Origin of the sequence: Micromonospora sp. AMSO31t (genome assembly GCF_008868175.1) — a bacterium.
Lineage (GTDB): Bacteria > Actinomycetota > Actinomycetes > Mycobacteriales > Micromonosporaceae > Micromonospora.
This window is the reverse complement of record NZ_WBKT01000003.1, coordinates 83,441-104,943: the sequence shown is the minus strand read 5'-3', so window position 1 is coordinate 104,943 and position 21,503 is coordinate 83,441. Positions and strand designations below refer to the sequence as shown.

Below are 21,503 nucleotides of genomic sequence, written 5' to 3'. Positions count from 1 at the left end.
ACCCCGCCGGTCACCCGCCCGCGCAGCCCCGATGGCGGTACGCGGACGAGGAGTCACCCTCACGTACGGGCATCCGGCCGCCGCCACAGCCGGACGGGTCAACTCCCTGGCAGACTTGCCAGGCTCAATTAATCTGTCCACCGTTAATCCCCTGGCGTCGATGACATTGGGTCGGTGAGCAGGCCCGCCACTCGGCAGCGGTCTTCGATGCTCGTCAACAGCGAACCGTCCACAGGAGCCAGGCGGTACCGTCCACTAGCCGTCCGCTCGCAACCAGGTGATGACGGGCCGTAGCGGAGGTGGATAGCGTGACCGTCGTCGACAACGCCACGCGGAGGTGCCCAGATGGCCGGACGCCGCTATCCCCCCAACCGGCGGCTAGCGTGGGAGAGGCTTCAACGGGGCTGGTCGTACGAGGAGGTCGCCGAGCGCATCCGCGTGGGTATGAGCCATGCCGGAGAGACCGACACCGGCCTCAACGCGAACACGGTGCGGCGCTGGGAGACCGGTGAACGGTGGCCGGACCCCCGTTACCGCAAGCACCTGGTCGCCATCTTCGACAAGCCAGCCAGCCAGCTCGGCCTCCTCACCCCCGATGAGCTGGCCATGTGCCCGCAGGCGGACAGACTGCACGAGTTCAGGAGGTTGCGGGACATGCTCACCGGAGACGAGAACGAAGCCGGCTGGGACCGGGCAGCCGTCCTGCGAGCACTGTTCGGCGCCAGCATGCTGCCCCTCGTCGCGCCGCTGCTGTCACTTGACCCACAGGCAGCGCACGCCGACACGAAAACCATTGACCCGGGCGCGTACACCGACATCGTTCGCTGCCAGCGAGCCCTGTACTGGACCAGCCCGGCCCGGCCGCTCTACGAGGCCGCCTACGCCCACACCCAGCTCGGCACCGGACTCGTCCGAGCAGCGAGCGGCACCAGCCGCGTCACCCTCGCCGCCGCCCTCGCCGAATCCGCGCTCCTCACCGCCCGACTGGCGTTCTTCGACCTCAACCAACCCGCCATCGCCCAGCGCTGCTACGACGTCGCCCTCGCCGCCACCCGGGAAGCCGGCGACCACGCCCTGGCCGCCGCCGTCCTCGGCCACATGTCCTTCATCCCCGCCTTCAGCCACGACCCCTCCGCCGCCCGGCCACTGATCGACGCGGCGCTCCAAACACCTGGCACGGCGTCAGCCCGGCCATCCGCTCTTGGCTGCACTGCGTCGCCTCGGAAGTCGAAGCCCGCGCCGGCGCCGGAGGAGCCAGCCGCCACCAGATCGACCTCGCCGCAACCGCGATCGAGGCCAACCCCACCCCGCCGGAATGGCTCGACTTCTACAACGCCGGCCGACTGCACTCCTTCGCCGGCTACGCGGCCCTCGCGGCCGACGACCACCCCGAGGCCATCAGACAGCTCACCGAGGCCCTCGCCGGCCTAGGCGCCAACGCGGCCAAGCAGCGTAGCGTCATCCTCGCCGACCTCGCCTCCGCACACAGCGGCGACGGAGACCACGCCGCCGACTACCTCAACCAGGCGATGGACGCCCTACACAACGACTGGTACGGCACCGGCCTGGACCGAGTCAGGGCCGTCCGGCCCATACTCGGCGACAGCCGACAGGGCAGACAGCTCGACGAACGCATCGCCGCCCTCGCCGCCCGCCGCGCCGCCCTACCCGACAGCTAGGCCGCCGACTCGTTGTGCTTGCGCACCAGCTCGGGCAGCTCCGCCAACGAGTCGAGCCGGAACACGCAGCGCTCGCTGACGGCCTGGTCGTCGAGGATGTATCCCCAGGGGCCGCGCCGAACCAGCGCGGTCGCAATCCCGGCGTCCTGCGCAGGCCGGATGTCGTTGTCCAGCCGGTCACCGACATACAGCACCTGGCCGGCTGGGCAGCCCGCCTCGGCGACAACACGGTCGAAGAACGCGCGCGACGGTTTCTCCACACCCCAACCGTCCGACGTGCCGATCACGTCCACCGGCAAATCCAAGGCGCGCAGAATCGTCTCGGCCCGTGCGGTCTGGTTACCAGCCAGGCCGACGTGCGCGCCCAACTTTCGCAGTGCGGCCAGACACGGCCGAGCATCGGGGTACAGGTTCTCCTCGGAGAAGTGCTCCGGCTGACCAGCCGCTGCGCGGCGCTCCCGCTCTTCGGTCAGATCGAAGCCTGGCCGGAAAACCTGGAACGTCTCCCGGTAGTCCAAACCGCGCGCGATCACCGCACCGAAAACGGCCGAGAAGGTGTGCCGGGGTACGCCGAGCCAGTCCGCCCAGGTCCCATACTCCCGAGACTCGTCGACGATCGTCTCGCCCACATCGAAGAACACGCTCGCGACACGGTCTGAGTGTGCCGTGCCCCGCTCCCACAGGATCGTTGCCCCCTACGGTCGCCCATCGCCTACGAAGACGGTGGCGACAGAACCGATGGGCCGACCCGGCGGAGGTGCTCCCGCGGTACGTCGAAATCCGCGAAGTCCTCTTCGCTCGCTGCGATGGCCACCACCACCACCACCACCGTCGCCGCAGCGGCCTCAAGGTCCTTGGCCCTGCCAACTCCTGACCGTAGCTCAAGCGACCGGATTGCAATCCACAGATCTCTGTCGGTGACGACCATGCGCTGAGTGCTGTCCCCGCAACCCACGGCGGATCGAGGGTCACTCCGGGCCGCTGGCTTGTCGTGTGCAAGCTTGTCTGCCACCTTGGGCCAGGCTGGGCGCGGTACGGGTTGATCCGGAGACGCTCCGTCATCGCAACTGTTTAGGAAACCGTTGCTCTATCCCCTGAGCTACGAGGGCGCGAGCGCTCAGTCTAGCGACCTGGGCGTTCACCTGGGTGGCAGGGAGTGACCCACGTTCGCCCACGTCACCCGCACCCCTGTTCTCCCGGCCCAGGACCACACCCGGCGCCCACGAACCCGGTTTGCGACCGGCGGTCGGCCGCGGTGACCCGCGCTGGCATGGTTGACCCGGGGTTGGCATCCGCTGGAGAGCACACACCGTGCCCGCGGGGCCTGCGGCGAAAGGGGCGGTCCGACTGCGGTTCCACCCGTTGACCGGAGCGGCTACGAGGGCAGTGTTCGAACTGGGCGCTAGCAGCGCAGCCTAGGATCTTGGCGGCTCCTGGTAGGCAGTCTGCGTGTAGGTGTCGATCAGGGTGCTGGCGATCAACTTGTGGTAGCCCAGGTGGCGTTCGACATCAGCCGGGTTGCGGTACTGGCCGTCGCTTGCGATCGCTCGCGTGAATTGCCTGATTGCCGCCTTGAGGGCTTTGAGTTTGCCGGCGGTGATGACGCGGGTGTTTTGGGGCGGAGTGCCTGTCCCTTCGACCACGTGGGTCTGATGCACGATGACCGGAATGATCTTGGCGTCGTGCCCGTAAACGCCGACCGTATCCGTCGGTCAGCCGCCGGCGCTGTCGTGCCGAGATTCGGGGAGCGGGATGGGAGCAGATGGGTGAACTGAACGGCGTCGAACAGCGTTTAACGGCTCGGAACGGCATCCAACTGCACCCACCGCGACCTGCAGGTTCTCGTTTTCGCAGGTCAGAGTGGGTGCGGCGTCCTGCTTCACACGGAGTGCTCTGCGGTTTTGCGCAGCAGTCGACCGCTCTCTATCTTCCCTGACAAGGGAGTATGGGCAGGTCAAGGTGGTAAGGGGCTGCTGGATGGCCTGGCCTTGCAAGTGGGAGCAGATTGGGTGCAGCTTGGCGAAGTGGTCACCGTGCCCGAAGTGCTCGCCGGACCCGGAACGAGCAGAGGGCTTTGACCTGCGGTGATGCGGTCGAGCGGTCCAGCGTGACCTCCCGGAGAACACCGAAGTGGTCAGCGTTGGCTGCTCCCCGCCTGCCTGCTGTCGGCTTGTCGTCCTAGGCTCACCGACGCCAGTCGCCGGGAGGATCCTGCATCGACGTGCGGCTCTAGATCCGCCATGGCGGAGTTAGTAGGGATTCCGGCAGTTGAGACTCGAATCCCACCGGCAGTCATCTGACCAGGGCTTCCTGGGTGGTGACCTCTTCGGCGGTGAAGTGGTCACGGCGCATCCACCATGGGCTGGTGGCGACCCCTCCATCAGTCTAGAAATTGGGCCTCGGGCGCGAATCCTGTTGTGAGGGCGTGACAAGCGATCAGGCTGCACTCGAGCTTGAGCCGTTGGATCGGAGAGCAGCACAGCAAGCCCGCCCAGGAGCTATCGAGGGGTTGGCTAAACGGGCGGCGCCGCCGGTGGCCTTTCAAGTTGGCTCTTGGCGGCCATCAGCGGCAAGTTGGGCTCGGATTATCCCCTGGCCGATGTACACGAGGCGCGTCTAGCCGGGGCGGCGGATGCGGGCTCATCTCGGTGTGTGAACTGCTTGCCCGCGCGCGTCAGCACGGTCCACTCGTCGTCGTGCCGACCGTACGCCGAAACGCGATCAGCCCCTCCCGCCGGTCCTGGTGTTCACGGAATCGGACTGTAGGTGACGGCAGTACGGGCTGTAGAGCCAACTGGAAGTTCGTGGGCCGGGCTTGGTGGGTGCGTTCGACCACCAAGCCCGGCCAGAAGACTATTTCGCGGTGTTTGTTTTGACGGTGGCGCGCAGTGTTTGTGCCAGGCTCGGCATCGCCTTCCAACCGTTGGCGACATGGGCGAGCCGGGTGGTGTTGGTGCTGTTGAATGTCTGCAGGTCGGCTGCGGCGGCATTCACGATTTCGTCGATCCGTGATTCACGGCATGCCCAGTCTGCGGCGGCTACCTTCTTCTCGAATGCGGCGGCGTCGGCCCATTCCGGAAGGGTGGTCGGGTCTGACGGGCGCTCGAACGATACGGGCGGGAATTTCTGTTCGACCTTCAGGTATGCCTCGGACAGGTCGCCAGCGTCAATTCCGGCCGCCTTCATGCAGCTGGCGTATTGGCTGGTCAAGTCCGGTGCAACCTGCTGCTGGACACGGCCGAGCAGGTCTACCAGCTTGGCTTCCAATTCTGGCTGGCCGTCGGGGACTCTAAGCTTCTCACCGGCGGTGGCAGCGTCCTGACAGGACTCCACGGCGGTGAACCAGCGGGCTTGGTCATCCGCGGCGGCGGGCAGACCAGGGTTCGGAACCTCGCCTCGCTTGGCCAGCATCTCGATACGGGTGGCCACCCCGAAATCGGCCCGTTGAGGCGCAAATCCGAGCAGGTCTCCGGGGGCGGGCTCGGCGGGAGGCAGCATCGGCTGGTATGGGGTGACGCCGTACATGACGCCCTTGGTTCGGGCGCAGGCGGCGATCGCGGACTGGCTGGTGAGCCACATCCGTTCCTCGCCGGCCTGGCGTTGTTGCGGCGTGCCGTACACCTGGTTGATCACAGCGGACAGCACGGTCGGGGCGTCGACGCCGACGGGGGCGGCGGCCGGCATGCCGGGCTGGGCACAGCCGGCCATCGCAACGAGGGTGACGGCGGCCGCAGCGGCGATGTAACGACGACGGTTGATCATCGGACGATGGGCTCCCTTCAAGGTGTCAGGACGTGCAGGAGGTGGCCGAGCCGCCCGAGTTGTACTGGTAGGAGCCGGTGGAGGTCAGCCACCAGGAGCGGGTGCAGTTGTTCGGGATGCTGGCAATGACCGCGGCCGGCGAGCCGACGGCCACCTCGCAGGTGCCGCTGGTGGTCGCATTGTTGCTGCCGTAGCAGCTGAACAGCTTGTTGAAGCCGTACACGTTGTCGGCTTCGTACGTGTTACCGCTGTCGCGTTGGTAGGCCGGTCGGCAGGACCGGGCCATGCGCGCATCGTAGTGGCCGCTTTCGCGGCTCCAGTCGTACCACATGTCCAGGCACTTGCCGCTGGGCACGGCGCCGGTCGGATTGGCCAGCACGCGCAGCAGGTCGGAGGTGTCGTTCTGGTTGTAGAACCCGTAGGAGGGCGATGGGCCGACGTACAGATATCCGGATGCGGCCTGGGCAGGACTGGCGACCAGACAGGCTGCCGCGCTGAGGTTCCCCCGGATTGCCGGAGGGTTGGTTACCTGGCGCCGGTGGGCTCAGGCTGAACGATAGCTGTCTGGTCCTGTCGGGCCTGGTGGGTGTGCCAGGCGGTTTCGTACTCGTCTGGGATCGCCAGCCGAGGTCTTTTTGGATGCGGCGGGTGTTGTACCAGCCGTCGATGTAGCTAAAAATCGCGTTCTCCGCCTCGTCCCGGGTCCGCCACGAGTTTCGGTAGATCAGTTCGATCTTCAACGTCGACCAGAAGTTCTCCATCAGAGCGTTGTCGTAGCTGTCGCCGACGGAGCCCATGGAGGGCAGGATGCCGTTGTCGGCCAGGCGTTGCGCGAAGCGGAACGACGTGTAGTTCGACCCGCGATCTGAGTGGTGGATCAGTTGGCCGTCACGGACGTCACGCGACCAGATGCCGTATTCGAGGGCGCCGAGGATCAGGTCGGTGTCACAGCGGTCGGAGCAGCGCCAGCCCACGATGCGGTTGGAAAGACATCCCGCACCGCGGCCAGCCAGAACACGCCCTCACCGCAGGGGATGCGGGTGGCGTCGGCGACCCACAACCGATTCGGCGCCGCAGCGGTGAACTGCCGGTTGACCAGGTCCGGCACCGGTGTCGCCTTCGGGTTCGACCGGGTCGAGGGGATGCGCCACTTCTTGCGCAGGAACGCGCCCTGCAGACCTTGGTCGCGCATCAACCGCTGCACCCGTTTGCGGCCAACGTGGCGGCCTTGGCGGCGCAGCATGGCGTGCACCCGCGGACTGCCGTAGGTGCCGCCGGACACGTCATGGATCTCCGCGATCTCCACGGCCAGGTCCGCGTCTTCGCGTCGGCGCGGTGACGGGTTCGCCGCCTGGGCGAGCCAGCCGTAGTAGGTGGAGACGGCCACGCCGATAACCCGGAGGACGGGCTCGACCCCGAAGCGATCGCGCAGCTCGCCAACGAGCGTCACGACCGTCGCCGGGTCGGGTCGAGTTCCGAGGCGAAAAAAGCCGACGCGGCCTTCAGGATCTCATTCGCCCGCTTCAACTCGGCGTTCTCCCGCCGCAACCGGCGCAGCTCCTCCACCTCAGAGCTGGTCGGCCGGCCGTCGCGCTGACCGCGGTCGGCCTCGTCTTGGCGGATCCAGTTCCGCAACGCTTCGTGGTGCACCCCAAGCTGGCGGGCCAGCTGGCGGATCACGGGCTTCGGGTCCGACTCCCGATACAGACGCACCGCACGTTCACGCAGCTCATCGGGGTACTTCTTCGGTGCTGCCACGGATGACTCCCTTCAGCTCCATCAGAGCATGATCGAAAGCCTCCGAGCTACCGGGGGAACCTCACGCCGAGTACGGTAGCCGCCGCAGTGGCGAGCCGGCGGCGCATGGTGTGAGCAGACAAGCGTTTCCTCCCCCTGATGAACAACGCAACGCCTCTCGCCAACAAGGCGAGAGGCGTGGATGGATCCACCGAGCGAGTAGCGTACCCCAAATCCAGCCGGTGCATCGAGGCCGAACAATCAAATCGGCACGTTGCATGCGCTAGCGATTCGTGCTTATGGAGCGTGTCGAAGGAGATTGGATCTTTTGCTGGGCTAATCTGCTCGCGACGTGATTACCCGTTTTGTGGCGATTTTAAGCGGATTCCTCGTTGAGGTAGCGGTGCCGACACGCCTTCCCACTGCGCGTCGGAAGTGCCGGTGTAGCCGGTTCCCGGCAGTACGCGGGCCAGCGGGCGCGGTTGGCGTGGTGCCGCGGTAGACGTCAGCCCCGGAGTGAGCGGGCTGGGAACTCGGGACACCTCTGCCCGGCAGCGCCAAGCTCACATGCACACGGCCCGCAACCGCCAGCGCGATCCGCGCAGGGATGTCTATCTGCTCGATCCGAGCCGGTGCCGGTGGATGAGCTGGCCGGTCTCGGAAGATCCGGGGAGCGAATTGGGAGCAACCGGTTGCGCTGAACGGCGTTGAACGGTGCCCAACGGCACCGAACTGCGCTCTACTGCACCCTTGGCCACCTGCGGTCCTTCGTTTCCGCAGGTCAGAGTCGGTGCGGCGTCCCGCTTCACACCGAAGAGGTCACTGGTTCGATCCCAGTATCGCCCACCATGTATAAGGCAAGCTGAAGGCCCCTCAATCGAGGGGCCTTCAGCTTGCCAAGACTGGTCACCCACGCCGCACCGCCGAGTGCTCAATGCTGGACAATGGCTGCGAGCCCCATCGAGGGACTACGTGATTGCGCCTCACGGAGGCGTGCCGAGCAGCGGTCGTCTTCTCATCGTTGCGAGCGGCCCGCCAACGTTCGGCGTAGTCGCCGAGGCGAAGCCGGCCGGTGCCACGTAGGTGTCCATGGCACAGTCCTGGGTGTGCCGTTGGATGAGGTGCCGGACTGGTTGCCCGCTTGGTGTCTTGACCATCTGGGCGGCGAGCCCGCCGGCGTGCTGTTCCAGTCGCGACAGGTCTCGATGGTGTTCGGGCTGCGGTTGGTCGGTGGCAGGGACGTCGTGGTCAAGGCGCGCGCCGACGACGGTCGGGCCGGGTCGTGTGTCGCGGCGCAGGCTCGGCTGGCCGAGCGCGGGTTTCCGTGTGCCCGGCCGCTCACGCCGGTGGTCGGTGTCGGTGCGCTGGCCGTGCACGCGGAGGAATTCCGGCCCGGCGGCGAGGTGTTGCAGGGGGACTCGCCGGACGTGGCCATGCGCTGCGCGGAGGTGTTCGCCCGACTGATGGCCGCGCTTGCCGGCGCGAGCGTCGCGCCGCCGCTGCCGAACCCGCCCTGGGTGCGCTGGGACCACACCGACTCTGGGGTGTGGCCGGCGATCGACTTTCTCGACAGCCGGGACCAGAGTGTCGTGTCCGAGCACATTGTCCAGACGGCTGAGCGGGCGCGAGGGCGGCTGCTGGCGGCCGGCTTGCCGTGCGTGCTCGGCCACGCCGACTTCGAGGCGCAGAACCTGCGGTGGCGGGGTTGGCAGGTGTGGGCGGTGCACGACTGGGACAGCCTGGCGTGGCAGCCGGAGGCGGCACTGGTGGGAGCGGCGAGCGGGTCGTTTGCCAGTGCCGGGCCGCCCACGCTGGCGCCGATCGAAAGCTCCGAGGCGTTCCTGGTGGCTTATCAAGACATTCGAGAACGCTTGTTCACGGCCGGGGAGCTGGAGATTGCCTGGGCGGCCAGCTTGTGGATGGCTGCGTACAACGCCCGGGAGATGGCGCTGTGCGGTGGCACCCCGGTGGGCGGCGATGCCCTGCGGGCGCAGGCAGCCGAACGCCTTCGCCGGGCTGATGCGTAACATCAGCACGCACATTCAGCGGGTGAGCCGCGACCAAGCGTCGAGTGCCCAGGCGCACCGTCGCTGCGCCCAGCAAGGTCGCGGCGGCCAGCGGCAGCCACAGCGCCGCCGCGCCCAGAGTGAGCAGACCGGTGATGATGATGGGATCGACGGCCCGGGCCAGGCCGTAGCTGAGCTGCCAGCGGGCGAGCGCGCGCCCCACCTGGTGTGGCGGTGCTGACTCGATCACCAGCGGCACGCTGCTGCCGGTGTAGAGAATCTCAGCCAGCGTGTAAGGCACGATGATCAGCGCGACGAGCATCGTGCCGGGGCCGCCGCCGGTCGCCCCGCCGAGCCAGAAGCCGAGGTAGGAGGCGGCGAGCAACAGGCCGGACCAGAAGAGCACGGTGCGGTGCGGCCACTTCGCGAGGCGCACGACCACGACCAGTTGCAGCGCAATCACCATGACGGTGTTGGCGATGAAGATGCCCGAGGGCCACGCCAGGGACGCGTGCAGGCCCTGCACCAGCAGCAGTGGCAGGGCGATCTCGAGGATGTCGGCGTAGAACGCGTACGGAATGCCGGCCAGGGCCAGGATGGTGACGGTGCGTAGGCCGGCACCGCGCGCTTCCTTCGTTGCCGCAGCCGGGGCGGGGGCTGGAACATCTTGATGGGGCAGCGGCACCCGGGCGATCACCGCCGCGCCGAAGGCGCACCCGAGCGCCGTCGCCAGCGCGAGCCAGCGGAGCACTTCCGGCCCGGTCGCGACCAGGACCGTGCCGAGCAGGGCGCCGGCGCCCAGGCCGGCGTTGCGCAGTGAGCGGCCGACGGCCAGCGCCGCCGCACGCCGGGCCGGGCCGGCGAGTGCGGCGACCAGCGCGGAATTGGTGGGTGGAGCGATCTGCGTGCCGACGCCGATGAGCACCGCACCGATCGCGGATCCGGCGATGCCGGGCACCAGGGCAAGCAGCAGCGACCCCACCGCCCGCACCAGTAAGGCGGCGACGGCGGGGGCCCGCCGCGCTCCGCGGTCGATCCACCGTCCGGCCAGCGGGACGGCGCCGAGGCCGGCCAGCATGCCGACGGTCAGCGTCATACCGGCCTGCGGCGCGCTGAGCCCGATCAGCACGGCGTAGATCACGATGAACGGGCGCAGCATCCCGGAGGTCGCTGCCTCGACTGTGGCGCTGAGCGCGTAGCGGCCGCCGCCCGGGATGCGGACCAGCTCACGAAGCGTCGTACGGGTGGTCGTCACGGCTCCGATCGTCCGGCCGTACGGCCGGGAAGGGACCTCGGTTGGCCAGCGTCGTCAATCCATGCCTTGCCGATTGACGAACGACGTCAATCGGTCTGCCCGGCCGCGGACCCCTGCCATGATCGGTACTGTGGTTACCTCGGTCGACATCGCCGGCGTACCCGTCGATCGGATCCGGATAAGGCCGTCGCCGCTCGCGGAGCTCGGCGCGGTGCTGCACGTGCTCGCGGAGCCGCAGCATCATCCGGACACCGCCGCGGCGGTGGCGATGATGGCGGCTGCCCTTCCCGCGGAGCTGGCTCCAGACCTCGAGGAATTGGGTCTGCTCTGGCACTCCGGCCGGGCCGACTTTCTGTTCCCGTCCGATCCACGGCCGAGCCTGCGCGAGGAACTCGACGACGTCGACCGCCTGGACGACGAGCGCTGGGTCGCTGCGGCGCTCGCCGCCCATCGGGCCGTCTCACCGGCGCCGCGAATGTGGTCGCCGCTGCGTGACCCGATCGTGCGGCAGCGGGCGCTGGCCGCGGCCCGCGCCCGAGGGCCGCGGCAGGCGGCGTGGGCCGAGCGGGTGCTCGCCGATCCGGCCGCCGAGCGCGAGCGGGTACGACGCTTTCTGCTCGCCTGCGAGTCCGCCTTCTTCGGCACGGTCTGGAAACGCGTCCGCCCAGCGCTCACCGAGGATGCCGACCGTCGACGCTTCGACCTGGCCCGCGAGGGTATCGGCGCCCTCGGCCGGATCTCGCACGCAATCGGGGTCGACACCGAGCGCGGCATTCTGACGATCGACAAGCTGCAGGACCAGACCGCAGACGGTCGCGGCGGCGGGATGACGCTCATCCCGAGCGCCTACGGCGCACCGCACATGACCGTCGTGTACGCGCCCGGCTGGCTGCCCGTGCTGCACTATCCGGCACCGGGCTGGGACCCGCGCCCGGTGTTGCGGGTGGACGAGCTGGATGCTCGGCTGGCCGCGCTTGCGCACCCGCTGCGGCTACGTTTCTGCCGCACGCTCGCCCGAGGCCCGCACACGACCGGCGAACTGGCCGACTTCTGGCGGGTGACGGCGCCGGAGGTGTCCAGGCACCTCGCGGTGCTGAAGGCGGCCGGGCTGCTGATCTCGGCGCGACGCGGCCGTTACGTGACGTATCGCCTGGACATGGATGCCTGCACCGGCCTGGGGCAGCAACTGGTGGACGTCCTCGGGCGCTGAACGAGGAGCGCCCTGGCGTGGGTGAGGTTGCGGAAGCGAGGGCGATCCCGGAGGGGCGTCGGCGATACTGTGGGCGTGGAGTACGTGTCCAGAGTGCCGCGACCGCCGCTGGACGGGCTGATCGACGACCTTTACTACCTGGAGGGTGCATCGCCGTACGCCCGGCTGACGCTGCCGCCGATGCCGGCGGCGTTGCTCATCGTCAACCTCGGGGCGCCGTTCCGCATCCGCGCCGGCACCGACATCGAGACGACCGGGTACGCCGACGGCTGCGTGGTCACCACGCCCACCCGCGCGTTGGAGTTCAGCTACCCAGTCCGGACCCGGTCCGTCGGCGTGCACGTCAAGCCGTGGGGACTGGCGCCGTTCCTGCCGATGCCCGCCGCCGAGCTGTGTGACCGGCCGGTGACGGTGGAGCAGGTCTGGGGCCGGCCCGCCGTTGCTGAGCTGCGCGACCGGCTGGCCACGGCGGACGGACCGCACGAGATGCTGACGCTGCTCGAGGAGGAGCTGATGCGACGGCTGTGTGAGACCGCCGGCCTGGGGCTGGTCCGCCATACGAGCAGCGTCATCGCGGCGACCAGCGGGGCGGTGGCGATCGGCGACCTGAGGGTGGCAGCCGGTGTCAGCAGCACTCACCTGGCTGAGCGGTTCAGGAAGCTCATCGGCGTCACGCCGAAGCGGTTGGCCCGCACCTACCGCTTCGCCGCCACCGTGTTCGCGATCGACCCCGCCGGACCGATCGACTGGGGCGACCTCGCCGGTGGCGCAGGCTACTTCGACCAGGCCCACTTCGGCCACGAGTTCCGGGCGTTCACCGGGCTGACGCCGACCCGGTACGTCGAAGTCCGGCGGCGCTTCCTGCGCGAACATCCCGGCCACGTGCTGGACGGCTGGCCGCTGCCGGCCGATTGATTTCGTACAAGACCGACAGCTGACGGTAGCCAATATGGGGGCATCCCAGAGCAGAGGAGCGCCCCATGGGCACAGTAGTCATGTACAGCTCGGTGTCGGTGGACGGCTTCGTCGCGGACGAGAATGACCAGCCCGGACCGCTGTTCGACTGGTTGTCCAGCGGTGACGTCCCGTTGGACTCCAGCGGCGAGGTCAAGGTGTCGCAGACGTCCTACGACTACACCCGGCCGTACTGGGACCAGATCGGGGCGACAATCGTCGGCCGCCACGTCTTCGACATGACGGACGGCTGGGACGGGAAGCCTCCGGGCGGGGTCGACCACGTGGTGGTTGTGACGCACCGGCCGCAGCCCGAGGGCTGGGACCCCGAGGCGCCGTTCCACTTCGTCGACGGCGTCGAGGCAGCCGTGGCCAAGGCGCAGGAGCTTGCGGGTGACCGCACGGTCGAGGTCGCCGCTGGCGACGTCGGTGGCCAGGTACTTGCCGCAGGCCTGGTCGACGAGGTGCGCATGGACGTCGTACCCGTCGTGATCGGGTCCGGCAAGCGCTACTTCGGGTCGGTCCACGCTCAGCACCTGTTGGAGGATCCGGACGTGGTGATTCAGGGCAACCGGGTGCTTCACCTGCGCTATCGGGTGCGCCGTTGACCGATCTGAGCGGATCCGCGAACAAGTCCACTGCGAACGGTGACGCGTCGGCTCTCTTGACCGGCAACTTGCTGCTTTACTAGGGTTCTAGTAAAGCAGCAAGGGGCTACCGTGTTCGTCTTCCGGCTCGACACCCACTCCGGCGTGCCGCCGTACCTGCAACTCGTCCAGCAGGTCCGCCAGGCGGTGCTGCTGGGCTTTCTCCAACCCGGTGACCGCCTCCCGCTCATCCGCGAGGTGGTCGAGGACCTGGCGATCAATCCGAACACCGTCGCCAAGGCGTACCGGCAGATGGAGCAGGAGAACCTGGTCACCGGCCGGCCCGGCCAGGGCACGTTCGTCAATGAACAGCAGTCGGCCGTGATGTCGGCATCGACGTACACGTCGCTGCGCCGCGGCCTGACGACCTGGCTGCGCCGCGCCTACGGGGCCGGCCTCGACGAGCAGGCGGTCAACGCGCTTTTTACCTCCGTCCACCAGCAGACGAGGAATGAGGACGTGGCGTGACAGCGACCGAGTTCGCGCTGCGCGCCGACGGTGTGGGCAAGCGGTACCGGAAGGGCTGGGCGCTGCGCGACTGCACCCTGGCCCTGCCGGCGGGCGGCGTGATCGCCCTGGTCGGGCCGAACGGCGCGGGCAAGACCACGCTGCTGCGCCTGGTCGTCGGGTTGCTGGCACCGAGCACCGGCACGGTGGAGGTCCTCGGCCACGACGTCACCGCCAGCACCCCGCAAACCCTGTCCCGGGTCGGGTTCCTGGCCCAGGACCACCCGCTGTACAAGCGCTTCACCGTCGCCGAGATGCTCCGCTTCGGCCGGGCCTGCAACCTGCGGTTCGACCAGGGGCTGGCCGAGCGCCGGCTGGCGAAGCTGGGCATCCCGCTCGACCGCAGGGCCGGTACGCTCTCCGGCGGGCAGCAGGCCCAGGTCGCGTTGGCTCTGGCCCTGGCGAAGCGGCCGGACCTGCTTGTCCTCGACGAGCCGGTGGCCAGCCTCGACCCGCTGGCCCGGCACGAGTTCCTGCAGGTCCTCATGGGCGCGGTGGCCGAGGGCGGGGTGACCGTCCTGTTCTCCTCACACGTCGTGCACGAGCTGGAGCGCGTCTGCGACCACCTGGTCGTGCTCAACCACGGCCGGGTCACGCTCACCGGCGACATCGACACCCTCCTCGCCGAGCATCGGCTGCTCGTCGGCCCGCGCACGGCCACCGACGTCGACCGGGCCGGCACCGTCGTGGAGGCCGTCCACAGCGACCGGCACACGACCCTGCTGGTACGCGACGGCGCGATCCCGGCCGCGCCTGGGTGGCAGGCCCAGCCGGTCGCGCTGGAGGACCTGGTGCTGGCATACCTGCGCCGGCCGTCCGAGCCGAGCGCCGCGATCTCGTCGGGGGTGGCGGCATGACGTGGTTGATCTGGCGCCAGCACCGGACCGAGGTTTGCGTCCTGGGTCTGCTTGTCGGCATGTTCGGCATCGCCCTGCTCGTGCTCGGGACGCAGGCCCACGACCTGTTCCCCGGCGGTCCCGCCCGGTGTGCGGGAGAGGCCGGTGTCAACGAGGCCTGCGCGGCCTCCTTCCGCCGGCTCGACGAGGAGTACGGGTACGTCGAGAACCTCCTGGCGGGCTTCTATCTGGTCCCCGTCGTCATCGGTGCGTTCCTCGGTGCGCCACTGCTCGCGCGCGAACTGGAGGACGGCACCTGGCAGCTCGCCTGGACGCAGGCCGTGCCGCGGATGCGCTGGCTGGCGGCCAAGCTCGCGGCACTGGCCGGCGTCACCGTCACGCTCACCGGGATGTTCACCGCGGTGCTCACCTGGTTCCGTCAGCCATTCGACGCGTGGGAAGGGCGGTTCCAGTACGACGCCTTCGACCTGGAGGGACTTGTTCCGGTGGCGTACGCGCTGTTCGCGTTCGGCGTCGCCACCGCCGCCGGGGCGATCCTGCGGCGCAGCCTGCCCGCGTTCGGCGTCGCGTTCGGGGCGTTCCTCGCCGCCCGGATGTCGGTGGCGCTGCTGGCCCGTCCCGCGTACGCCACGCCGCTCACCACCATGGAGCCGGTCCCTGTCGGCGGCTCGAAGGACCAGGCGGGGCACTGGCCCGTGCCCAGCTTCGCTGACTGGATGATCGAACACGGCTACGCGGACGCCACCGGGCGCAGGTTGAGCTGGACCGAGTACTACGAGCTGGAGGGCGCCGCCAACCGGGCCGGCGCCAACCTCAACCAGTTCCTGCACGCACGGGGCATCCAGCAGTTCGGGGTCTACCACCCGGCCGACCGGTTCTGGACGTTCCAGCTCATCGAGGCGGCCCTGTTCATCGCCGTCGCGGCGGTCCTGATCGGTGTGGTGGCGTGGCGGGTACGGCGCCGTATGATCTAGTGCCCTGACCACAAACGTTCACGCTGTGTGGATGGCAGAGCTGGCCGTCTTGCCTTAGCGGTGACTTCCGTCGGTGCGATCGTCCGGAACCAATCACCTGCTCACCGGGCAGCCGGCACGGTACACGGCGAGCGGGCACCGCAGTACCGTGATGTCGCTCGTCGGGTCGCCGTTCACGACCAGTAGGTCGGCGTGGAATCCGGGGCGGACGCGGCCCTTGCTCCGCCCGAGACCACAGACCTGGGCGCCGACCGAGGTGCCCGCGGCGAGGGCGGCGGTGGCGGGGATGCCGCACGCGACGTACTCGATGAGCGTCTCTGGCAGGATCCCGTGCGGCTTCGCCGGGCCGAGGCCCGCGTCCGAGCCGGCCACCAGGCGGACCCCGGCCCGGTGCAGGGTGGTAACGCCGTCGCGCAGCGTGGCCTCGTTGAGCCCGGCTCGCGCCGCCATCGCCACCACCTCCGGTGGCGTGACCACGGCCGGGTCGGTGCCGAGCGTGGCACAGACCACCACCCCGGACGTGGCCAGGCGGTCCGCGAGCTCGTCGGGAACGTGGGCGCCGGTAGCGGTCACGCACGTGCAGTGTTCGATACCGTCGACACCGACGCGCAGCGCCTGCTCGACCGCGCTGAGCGCGTGCGCGTGCGCGGTCACCGGCAGGCCCAGGTCGTGCGCCAGGGTCAGCGCGGCGGTCAGCTCCTGGTCGGTGAACTGAGGCCGGGTGGTGTCGGTGCCGGGGGTGAACACCCCACCGCTGGCCATGACCTTCACCAGGTCAGCGCCGGCCTCCGCCCGCAACCGCACGGCCTCGCGGATCCCGTCGACGCCGCTCGCCTCGCCCCCCATCGACCAGCAGTGCCCGCCGACGCTGGTGATTGGCGCGCCCGACCCCACCACCGTTGGCAGATCGTCGCGGCTCTTCCGGTCCCGCCACCGGAGCACGGCGCCACGCCGGTCGCCCAGGTCCCGAACCGTCGTGACACCGGCCGCCAACTGCGAGCGCAGTGACGCCTCGATGACCGCGTCGAGGTCCGGCTCGGCACGCTCGGCGAGCCGGCCGAGAGCGTCGAGCCCAGCATCGGCGCACAGGTGCACATGCGCATCGATCAAGCCGGGGAGCACGGTGCCGTCGGGCTCCTCGTACACCGGCCAGCCCTCCGGCGCCTCGGCCCGACCCCGGTGCACGTCGGCGATGCGCCCTTCGTCCAGCAGGACCAGGACCCCGCCGTCCGTCAGCCGCTCGCCGTCGAACACTCGCGCCGCCCGGATAGCATGTTTCGTCATCGGTCCTCCCCGCTGGCGGCCCACCCACCGGTACCTGCTGGTTCTCGTTTACGCAGTTCAGAGTGGGTGCAGAGTCCTGCTTCACACTGAAGAGGTCACTGGTTCGATCCCACGGCGAAGGGCGCGTCAGGAACGACGAAACCAGGCTCGGGCGGAGGCGGGAACCAGCACGAGCAGCGCCACCAATGACCCGTACGCGATCGGCAGGAATCCGAAATTGCTGGACCCGAGCGAATTCAGCCCCGAGAGCAGAACCAGCACGCCGAGCACCACGGCCACGATCCGGGATCCACGCCAGCCGCGCCACAGCCCGTACCCGACCGACGCGCAGACACCCACGCCGACCAAGGTGAGTAGTAGCACTGGCACCAGATTCCGGGCCTCGAACTCGGTCAGCACCAGGACGAGTAGCCCGAGTGGCACCAGTGCGCCAGCGGCAACGAGCAGTGCGGCGATGAGCACCGGCGTGGGTGGCCGGGACGAAACCCAGGCGCTCCCGCCCGGAGAGCTGCCAGGAGCCGCGCGACGGCGATCATTACCAATGTCCATACCGGACAAGCTATCCGACAAATGCGCGAGCGGTAGGCCCACGCACGGCGGGATGGTCCATCGCCATGCCTGGTTTGACCTGCGCCTACCCTCGGCTCCCGTCCTTACGGGCACGCAGCGGGCACACGGCCCGGTCATGCACTCTTGTCCCGCAACCGGGCGGTGCCTGCTCGACCAGTTCCCGTTCCAGTAGGCAGGTGAGATTCGTGTCCCCTGGCGAAGGTTCTCTTGGTCAACCCCGAGCAGCTATCGCTTGACTTCAACCGAACTTCAGATTGAAGACTCGAGTGCATGACGAGTTCCGTCCTCGACGAGGCATACGAACGGGTGCGCCACACTGGCCCGGAGCGGAACGGTTGGCTATCCAACCACGCCCCCATGGCGGTGGAGGTCCTGGCTTATCGCGGCCACGAGCGGGCAGTTCACCGATGGATTGACGGCTACGCGGACAGGCTGGAAGAGCGACCACGCGGTATTCGGCCCATCCCACATGATGAGTGGCGTGACCCGCTCGGCGACCCGGTTCGTACCGGAGACTGGCTGAACTATTTCGACCGCGAGTTGGCCGGCGAACCTTGGCGGGACGTGCTGGTCCGGTGGTGGCCACGCCTGCTACCTGGCATAGCCGCTGGCGCGACCCACGGAGTCATCCGGGTCGGCCACGCCATACGCGCCCTGCTCGACGAGGAGACCCAGCCGCGCGTCGCCGAACTCGGTCAAGGGCTGGCCTACTGGGCCGCCCGGTGGCAGCCCCTCGCACCACCCGGCGTCGGACCATACTCGACAACCGACGCCCGGTCCGCGCTCGACGCAGTACCCCGCATACCCGACCAGCGGTCCGGCATCCGAGCCCGCCTCGCTCAACTGGCCGACCTGACCCGGTGGCCTTCAGTAGCCGGAGCAGTGCCCGGCAACAACAAGGACGACGTGCCAACACGGCTCGGGGGCATCGTCGACGCCGCGGTCATCCGGCACGGCACCCACGGGTACGCCAGCCCTGTCATGCTCGTCCACGCCGCCACCGCGCCGAACGCGGTCCTGCGTGCCCTGCCGGCTCTACCGCCAACGCTCTGGGCGCCGAGCCTCGCCGCCGCCTGGGCGGCAACAGCTGCGGTTACCGCCGCCTACGCCCCGGCCGAGGCGCGGCCCGCCCCGCCCGCTGGCCCCGACCTGAGCCTCGACGAGGTCATGCGCCGTGCAACAGACGCCGGAGACCCGCACGCGATCAAATTCATTGATGCCGTAAGCGACACGTACACCCGCTCCGGAGATCCCGCCCTGCTCGCCATCGCCGCCCAATCCATCGAGCAGATCGCCGCCGACTAACGAACGTGTGCCATCTGCCATGCCAGGCACGAGCCGCGGATCTCCTCGTCGGGCGGCCGTAGACCCGCCAGCCTCCCCGGACGGGGAGGCTGGCGGACATGATGACCGGAGGGCAACGCCGTGACCCACTTGGATCAACGCTCCGCCGACTGGCCGGCCAGTTGATCGCCGAGAGGGCTGCGACGGTACAGCACGCAGCGTCCGTCGCGGGCGCGGGTGATCAGGCCCGTCGCGTGGAGGACTTGCAGGTGTGGTGATACGGCGCTGGTTGACCGGGTGGTGGTGGTCGGCAGCCGGCCGGGCCGCGCGGCCGGTGTTCCGGGCGGCGCGAGGGAGCGGACGTCCCGCCCTGCCGAACCTCGGCGAGCGAGTAGCGGCTCAGTCGGTGGAGCTGGCCCGGGCCAGGACGAGGGGCGGGGCGTCTGCCGGCGACGTCCCCGGCTCGTCGGAGGCGGCCACCGGGCCGGCGCCGGCCGGTGCCGGGGCGCCCGGGCGGGACTGGGCCGGCGGGCCGAACGTTGGCGGGCGCAGGAAGCCCGAAGCCCGGGCCTCGGCGAACTTCCGGCGCATCCAGCGGGCGACCGGCCTTTCAATGAACCGGTGCACCAGCCACGAAACCGCCAGGAAGAACAGCACCACGACGAGCCCGGTCACCCAGTCGGGAAGGACCTGGTGCAGGTGGTAGATCAGCACCCACCCGATGTACTCGTGCAGGAGGTAGAGCGGGTAGGTCAGCGCGCCGGCGGTGGTCAGCCACCGCCAGCCGACCGCGAGGCGGTGGGTGGCTACCGCGGCGAGGATCAGGAAGAAGAGCGTGACCAGCCCCGCCTCGATGATCGCGACCTGGGTCGACGAGAGCACCGTCCGGGCCGGGAGGTGTGGGGTGATGGTGCCGATCATCTGGAGCGCGACGAGCCACGAGGCGCCGAGCAGTCCCCAGACGTAGATGTTGGAGCCGTGCCGGTAGATCAGGTACAGGGCCATGCCGGCCACGAAGCAGGGCGCGCTGAGGGGCACCAGCAGGCCGGTGAGCCACGGGATGGAGTGGTAGGCGAACAGGCTGGCGACCAGCCAGCCCGCGGCGAACAGCAGGACCCGCCGCGGGGTGTATCCACGGACCAGGACGAACAGACCGAAGAGAAGGTAGAAGCGGAGTTCGTGGGCCAGGGTCCAGTAGACGTAGTCGGCGGAGTCCACCTTCATCAGGTCGTGGAACATGGTGAGGTTGGTCAGCACGTCACCCGGGGCCAGTGGCTTCGCGACGACCGGCCAGAGCGTCACCACCGCGCTGGTGACGATCACCGCGAACCAGTACGCGGGAAAGAGCCGGGTGATCCGGGCTGCCGCGAACTGGCCCAGGCCACGCCCTTCGGCGCTCATGCAGATCACAAAGCCGCTGATGAGGAAGAAGAGGAAGACACCCAGCCAGCCGAACTGGGTGTAGATGCTCAAGGTCGGCAGGGTGGGGCTGGGCGGGTTGCCCCACGGCTCGGAGAAGACGGTGAAGTGGAAAGCCACGACGAGGATGGCGGCGACCAGACGCAACCCGTCGAGGACGTACAGGCGCGGCGCAGCGGCTCCGGAGGGAGGTTTCACATGATCTCCTCGTCGAGGCCACGACCCGGCCCGGCGCGGCGTACGCCGGGCAAGCTAGCAGGCGGTCGGTGACGTCAGCAAGGTAGACACGAGGCGACCGGCGGCTGGATCGACGGCGCTCGAAGGCGAGGTCGGCGTCGGTTCTGCGGCCACAGGGCGTCGTGTCTCCTGGCGCCGCCGAAAGGGCGGCTGACGCCGGAGGGCGGATGTGATTGGCGGTCGACCGCTGAACCACACCGGTGTTCCGTTGGCGAGCAGTGCGCGGAGTTTCAGGACGCCTTCGGCGCCGGCGCTCCGCCCGGCTGTCGACGCGTTCGTCCGACAAATTCGCTACTCGGCGGCCGGCGCGCAGTGATACACAACCGAGGTGCAAAACATGTTGGAGTTCCCCGAGGTCCTGCGGCTGATCGAAGACCGCTCGGCCGCGTTCCGCGCCGCGATCGCGTCCGCCCCCGACCTCGACGTCCAGGTACCGACCTGCCCGGACTGGACGCTGCGCGAACTGGCGCAGCACCTCGGCGACGGCCGCCGCCGCCAGGCCGCCATCATCGCGGCGGGCCCGGGCGCTGAGCCCCCGGCGAGGACGGACCCGAAGGGCGCCCCGACCGCGCCCCGCGACCGCGAAGCCCTGGACGCCTGGCTCGCCGAGTCGACCGAGCTCATGCTCGACGCGATGCGCGAGGCCGGCCCGGACCGCGGCTGCTGGACCTGGTGGGGCCGCTCGCAGGCCCCGCAGACCAGCGGAGCCGTGGCCCGGCACCAGATCCAGGAGATCGCCGTCCACACCTACGACGCCCAGCTCACCCAGGGCGCCGCACAGCCGCTGCCGACGGACGTCGCGGTCGAGGGCGTCGACGAGTTCCTGACGACCGTCTCGGCGACGACCGTCCCCTGGCCGTTCAAGCCGGCGACCATCGACCTGCACACGACCGAGGGCCGCTCCTGGCGCCTGACCCTCAACGCCGACGGCGTCCGCTGCGACGACCTCGCCGCCGACGCGGAGCCGGGCCACATGGCGATGCGAGGCGCAGCGAGTGAACTCATCCTCTACTTCTACGCGCGCGTCCCGCTCGACGGCCTGGAGACCACCGGCGACACCGAGCCGATGGAGCAGCTCGCAGAGTGGGACCCGAACGCGTAAAACGCGCACTTGTGACGCA

At 69.2% G+C, this 21,503-nt stretch carries 19 protein-coding genes and 2 pseudogenes; 10 read left to right on the top strand and 11 right to left on the bottom strand.

Translation table 11 applies throughout. The features are described from left to right. Positions 1–345 precede the first annotated feature (345 nt). Complete coding sequence (locus F8274_RS01495; protein WP_225853536.1) at positions 346–1,431, top strand: helix-turn-helix transcriptional regulator; 1,086 nt, start codon at positions 346–348, stop codon at positions 1,429–1,431. Positions 1,432–1,675: 244 nt separating this feature from the next. Here the strand turns inward: F8274_RS01495 and F8274_RS01490 are convergent, their stop codons facing one another. The 7 genes and pseudogenes from F8274_RS01490 to F8274_RS01465 form a co-directional block, all read right to left on the bottom strand. Then, positions 1,676–2,362 (bottom strand): HAD family hydrolase, encoded by a 687-nt coding sequence (locus F8274_RS01490; RefSeq protein WP_151460434.1) that lies wholly within the window; start codon positions 2,360–2,362, stop codon positions 1,676–1,678. A 732-nt stretch (positions 2,363–3,094) separates the two neighbouring features. Next, a complete protein-coding gene (locus tag F8274_RS01485) occupies positions 3,095–3,337 on the bottom strand; it encodes a hypothetical protein (RefSeq protein WP_151460433.1) in 243 nt (80 codons plus the stop codon). 1,195 nt (positions 3,338–4,532) lie between these two features. Further along, positions 4,533–5,441 carry a hypothetical protein gene (locus F8274_RS01480; protein ID WP_151460432.1) on the bottom strand — a complete coding sequence of 303 codons (909 nt, stop codon included), beginning with the start codon at positions 5,439–5,441 and terminating at the stop codon, positions 4,533–4,535. A 25-nt stretch (positions 5,442–5,466) separates the two neighbouring features. Next, positions 5,467–5,820: a hypothetical protein gene (locus F8274_RS31660; protein ID WP_225853540.1), complete on the bottom strand. Its 354-nt coding sequence runs from the start codon at positions 5,818–5,820 to the stop codon at positions 5,467–5,469. 250 nt (positions 5,821–6,070) lie between these two features. Then, positions 6,071–6,415, bottom strand: a pseudogene (locus tag F8274_RS32505) (transposase); the annotation flags it as partial. Further along, entirely contained in the window at positions 6,376–6,891 is a 516-nt protein-coding gene (locus tag F8274_RS01470) for an IS3 family transposase (RefSeq protein WP_151460431.1), read from the bottom strand. The pseudogene F8274_RS32505 and the gene F8274_RS01470, both read right to left, overlap by 40 nt. After that, complete coding sequence (locus F8274_RS01465; protein ID WP_151460430.1) at positions 6,888–7,199, bottom strand: transposase; 312 nt, start codon at positions 7,197–7,199, stop codon at positions 6,888–6,890. Before F8274_RS01465 ends, F8274_RS01470 begins: the two co-directional genes overlap by 4 nt. A gap of 1,085 nt (positions 7,200–8,284) precedes the next feature. Here F8274_RS01465 and F8274_RS01460 point away from each other — a divergent pair. Further along, on the top strand, positions 8,285–9,205 hold the full coding sequence (locus F8274_RS01460; RefSeq protein ID WP_151460429.1) for a phosphotransferase: 921 nt from the start codon (positions 8,285–8,287) through the stop codon (positions 9,203–9,205). A gap of 160 nt (positions 9,206–9,365) precedes the next feature. Here F8274_RS01460 and F8274_RS31650 read toward each other — a convergent pair. After that, positions 9,366–10,439, bottom strand: a pseudogene (locus F8274_RS31650) (MFS transporter); the annotation flags it as partial. A gap of 118 nt (positions 10,440–10,557) precedes the next feature. Here F8274_RS31650 and F8274_RS01450 point away from each other — a divergent pair. The 6 genes from F8274_RS01450 (at position 10,558) to F8274_RS01425 (ending at position 15,588) form a co-directional block, all read left to right on the top strand. After that, a complete protein-coding gene (locus F8274_RS01450) occupies positions 10,558–11,649 on the top strand; it encodes a DUF5937 family protein (protein WP_225853535.1) in 1,092 nt (363 codons plus the stop codon). Between the two features lie 75 nt (positions 11,650–11,724). After that, on the top strand, positions 11,725–12,564 hold the full coding sequence (locus F8274_RS01445) for a helix-turn-helix domain-containing protein (protein WP_225853534.1): 840 nt from the start codon (positions 11,725–11,727) through the stop codon (positions 12,562–12,564). 65 nt (positions 12,565–12,629) lie between these two features. Further along, complete coding sequence (locus tag F8274_RS01440; protein ID WP_151460427.1) at positions 12,630–13,211, top strand: dihydrofolate reductase family protein; 582 nt, start codon at positions 12,630–12,632, stop codon at positions 13,209–13,211. A gap of 111 nt (positions 13,212–13,322) precedes the next feature. Next, positions 13,323–13,718 (top strand): GntR family transcriptional regulator, encoded by a 396-nt coding sequence (locus tag F8274_RS01435; protein ID WP_151460426.1) that lies wholly within the window; start codon positions 13,323–13,325, stop codon positions 13,716–13,718. Then, a complete protein-coding gene (locus F8274_RS01430) occupies positions 13,715–14,614 on the top strand; it encodes an ABC transporter ATP-binding protein (protein ID WP_151460425.1) in 900 nt (299 codons plus the stop codon). Before F8274_RS01435 ends, F8274_RS01430 begins: the two co-directional genes overlap by 4 nt. After that, positions 14,611–15,588, top strand: coding sequence for an ABC transporter permease subunit (locus F8274_RS01425; protein WP_151460424.1), 978 nt, complete (start codon positions 14,611–14,613; stop codon positions 15,586–15,588). The genes F8274_RS01430 and F8274_RS01425 overlap by 4 nt, the downstream gene beginning before the upstream one ends. Before the next feature lie 93 nt (positions 15,589–15,681). Here the strand turns inward: F8274_RS01425 and F8274_RS01420 are convergent, their stop codons facing one another. Then, positions 15,682–16,872 (bottom strand): amidohydrolase family protein, encoded by a 1,191-nt coding sequence (locus tag F8274_RS01420; protein ID WP_151460423.1) that lies wholly within the window; start codon positions 16,870–16,872, stop codon positions 15,682–15,684. Positions 16,873–16,998: 126 nt separating this feature from the next. Beyond that, a complete protein-coding gene (locus F8274_RS01415; RefSeq protein ID WP_192579655.1) occupies positions 16,999–17,271 on the bottom strand; it encodes a hypothetical protein in 273 nt (90 codons plus the stop codon). Positions 17,272–17,712: 441 nt separating this feature from the next. Here F8274_RS01415 and F8274_RS01410 point away from each other — a divergent pair, with 441 nt between their 5' ends. Then, complete coding sequence (locus F8274_RS01410) at positions 17,713–18,747, top strand: questin oxidase family protein (RefSeq protein WP_151460421.1); 1,035 nt, start codon at positions 17,713–17,715, stop codon at positions 18,745–18,747. A 378-nt stretch (positions 18,748–19,125) separates the two neighbouring features. On the opposite strand, the gene F8274_RS01400 is transcribed toward F8274_RS01410, so the two are convergent. Next, positions 19,126–20,343 (bottom strand): acyltransferase, encoded by a 1,218-nt coding sequence (locus F8274_RS01400; protein WP_151460420.1) that lies wholly within the window; start codon positions 20,341–20,343, stop codon positions 19,126–19,128. A gap of 376 nt (positions 20,344–20,719) precedes the next feature. On the opposite strand from F8274_RS01400, the gene F8274_RS01395 reads away from it, so the two are divergent. Further along, positions 20,720–21,484: a maleylpyruvate isomerase N-terminal domain-containing protein gene (locus F8274_RS01395; protein WP_225853533.1), complete on the top strand. Its 765-nt coding sequence runs from the start codon at positions 20,720–20,722 to the stop codon at positions 21,482–21,484. Positions 21,485–21,503: the final 19 nt, after the last annotated feature.

Bases quoted from the DNA above. Each gene is read 5' to 3' on its own strand.
- F8274_RS01495 (WP_225853536.1), top strand. From the start codon at position 346: ATGGCCGGACGCCGCTATCCCCCCAACCGGCGGCTAGCGTGGGAGAGG.
- F8274_RS01480 (WP_151460432.1), bottom strand. From the start codon at position 5,441: ATGATCAACCGTCGTCGTTACATCGCCGCTGCGGCCGCCGTCACCCTC.
- F8274_RS01450 (WP_225853535.1), top strand. From the start codon at position 10,558: ATGATCGGTACTGTGGTTACCTCGGTCGACATCGCCGGCGTACCCGTC.
- F8274_RS01440 (WP_151460427.1), top strand. From the start codon at position 12,630: ATGGGCACAGTAGTCATGTACAGCTCGGTGTCGGTGGACGGCTTCGTC.
- F8274_RS01425 (WP_151460424.1), top strand. From the start codon at position 14,611: ATGACGTGGTTGATCTGGCGCCAGCACCGGACCGAGGTTTGCGTCCTG.
- F8274_RS01420 (WP_151460423.1), bottom strand. From the start codon at position 16,872: ATGACGAAACATGCTATCCGGGCGGCGCGAGTGTTCGACGGCGAGCGG.
- F8274_RS01410 (WP_151460421.1), top strand. From the start codon at position 17,713: ATGACGAGTTCCGTCCTCGACGAGGCATACGAACGGGTGCGCCACACT.
- F8274_RS01395 (WP_225853533.1), top strand. From the start codon at position 20,720: ATGTTGGAGTTCCCCGAGGTCCTGCGGCTGATCGAAGACCGCTCGGCC.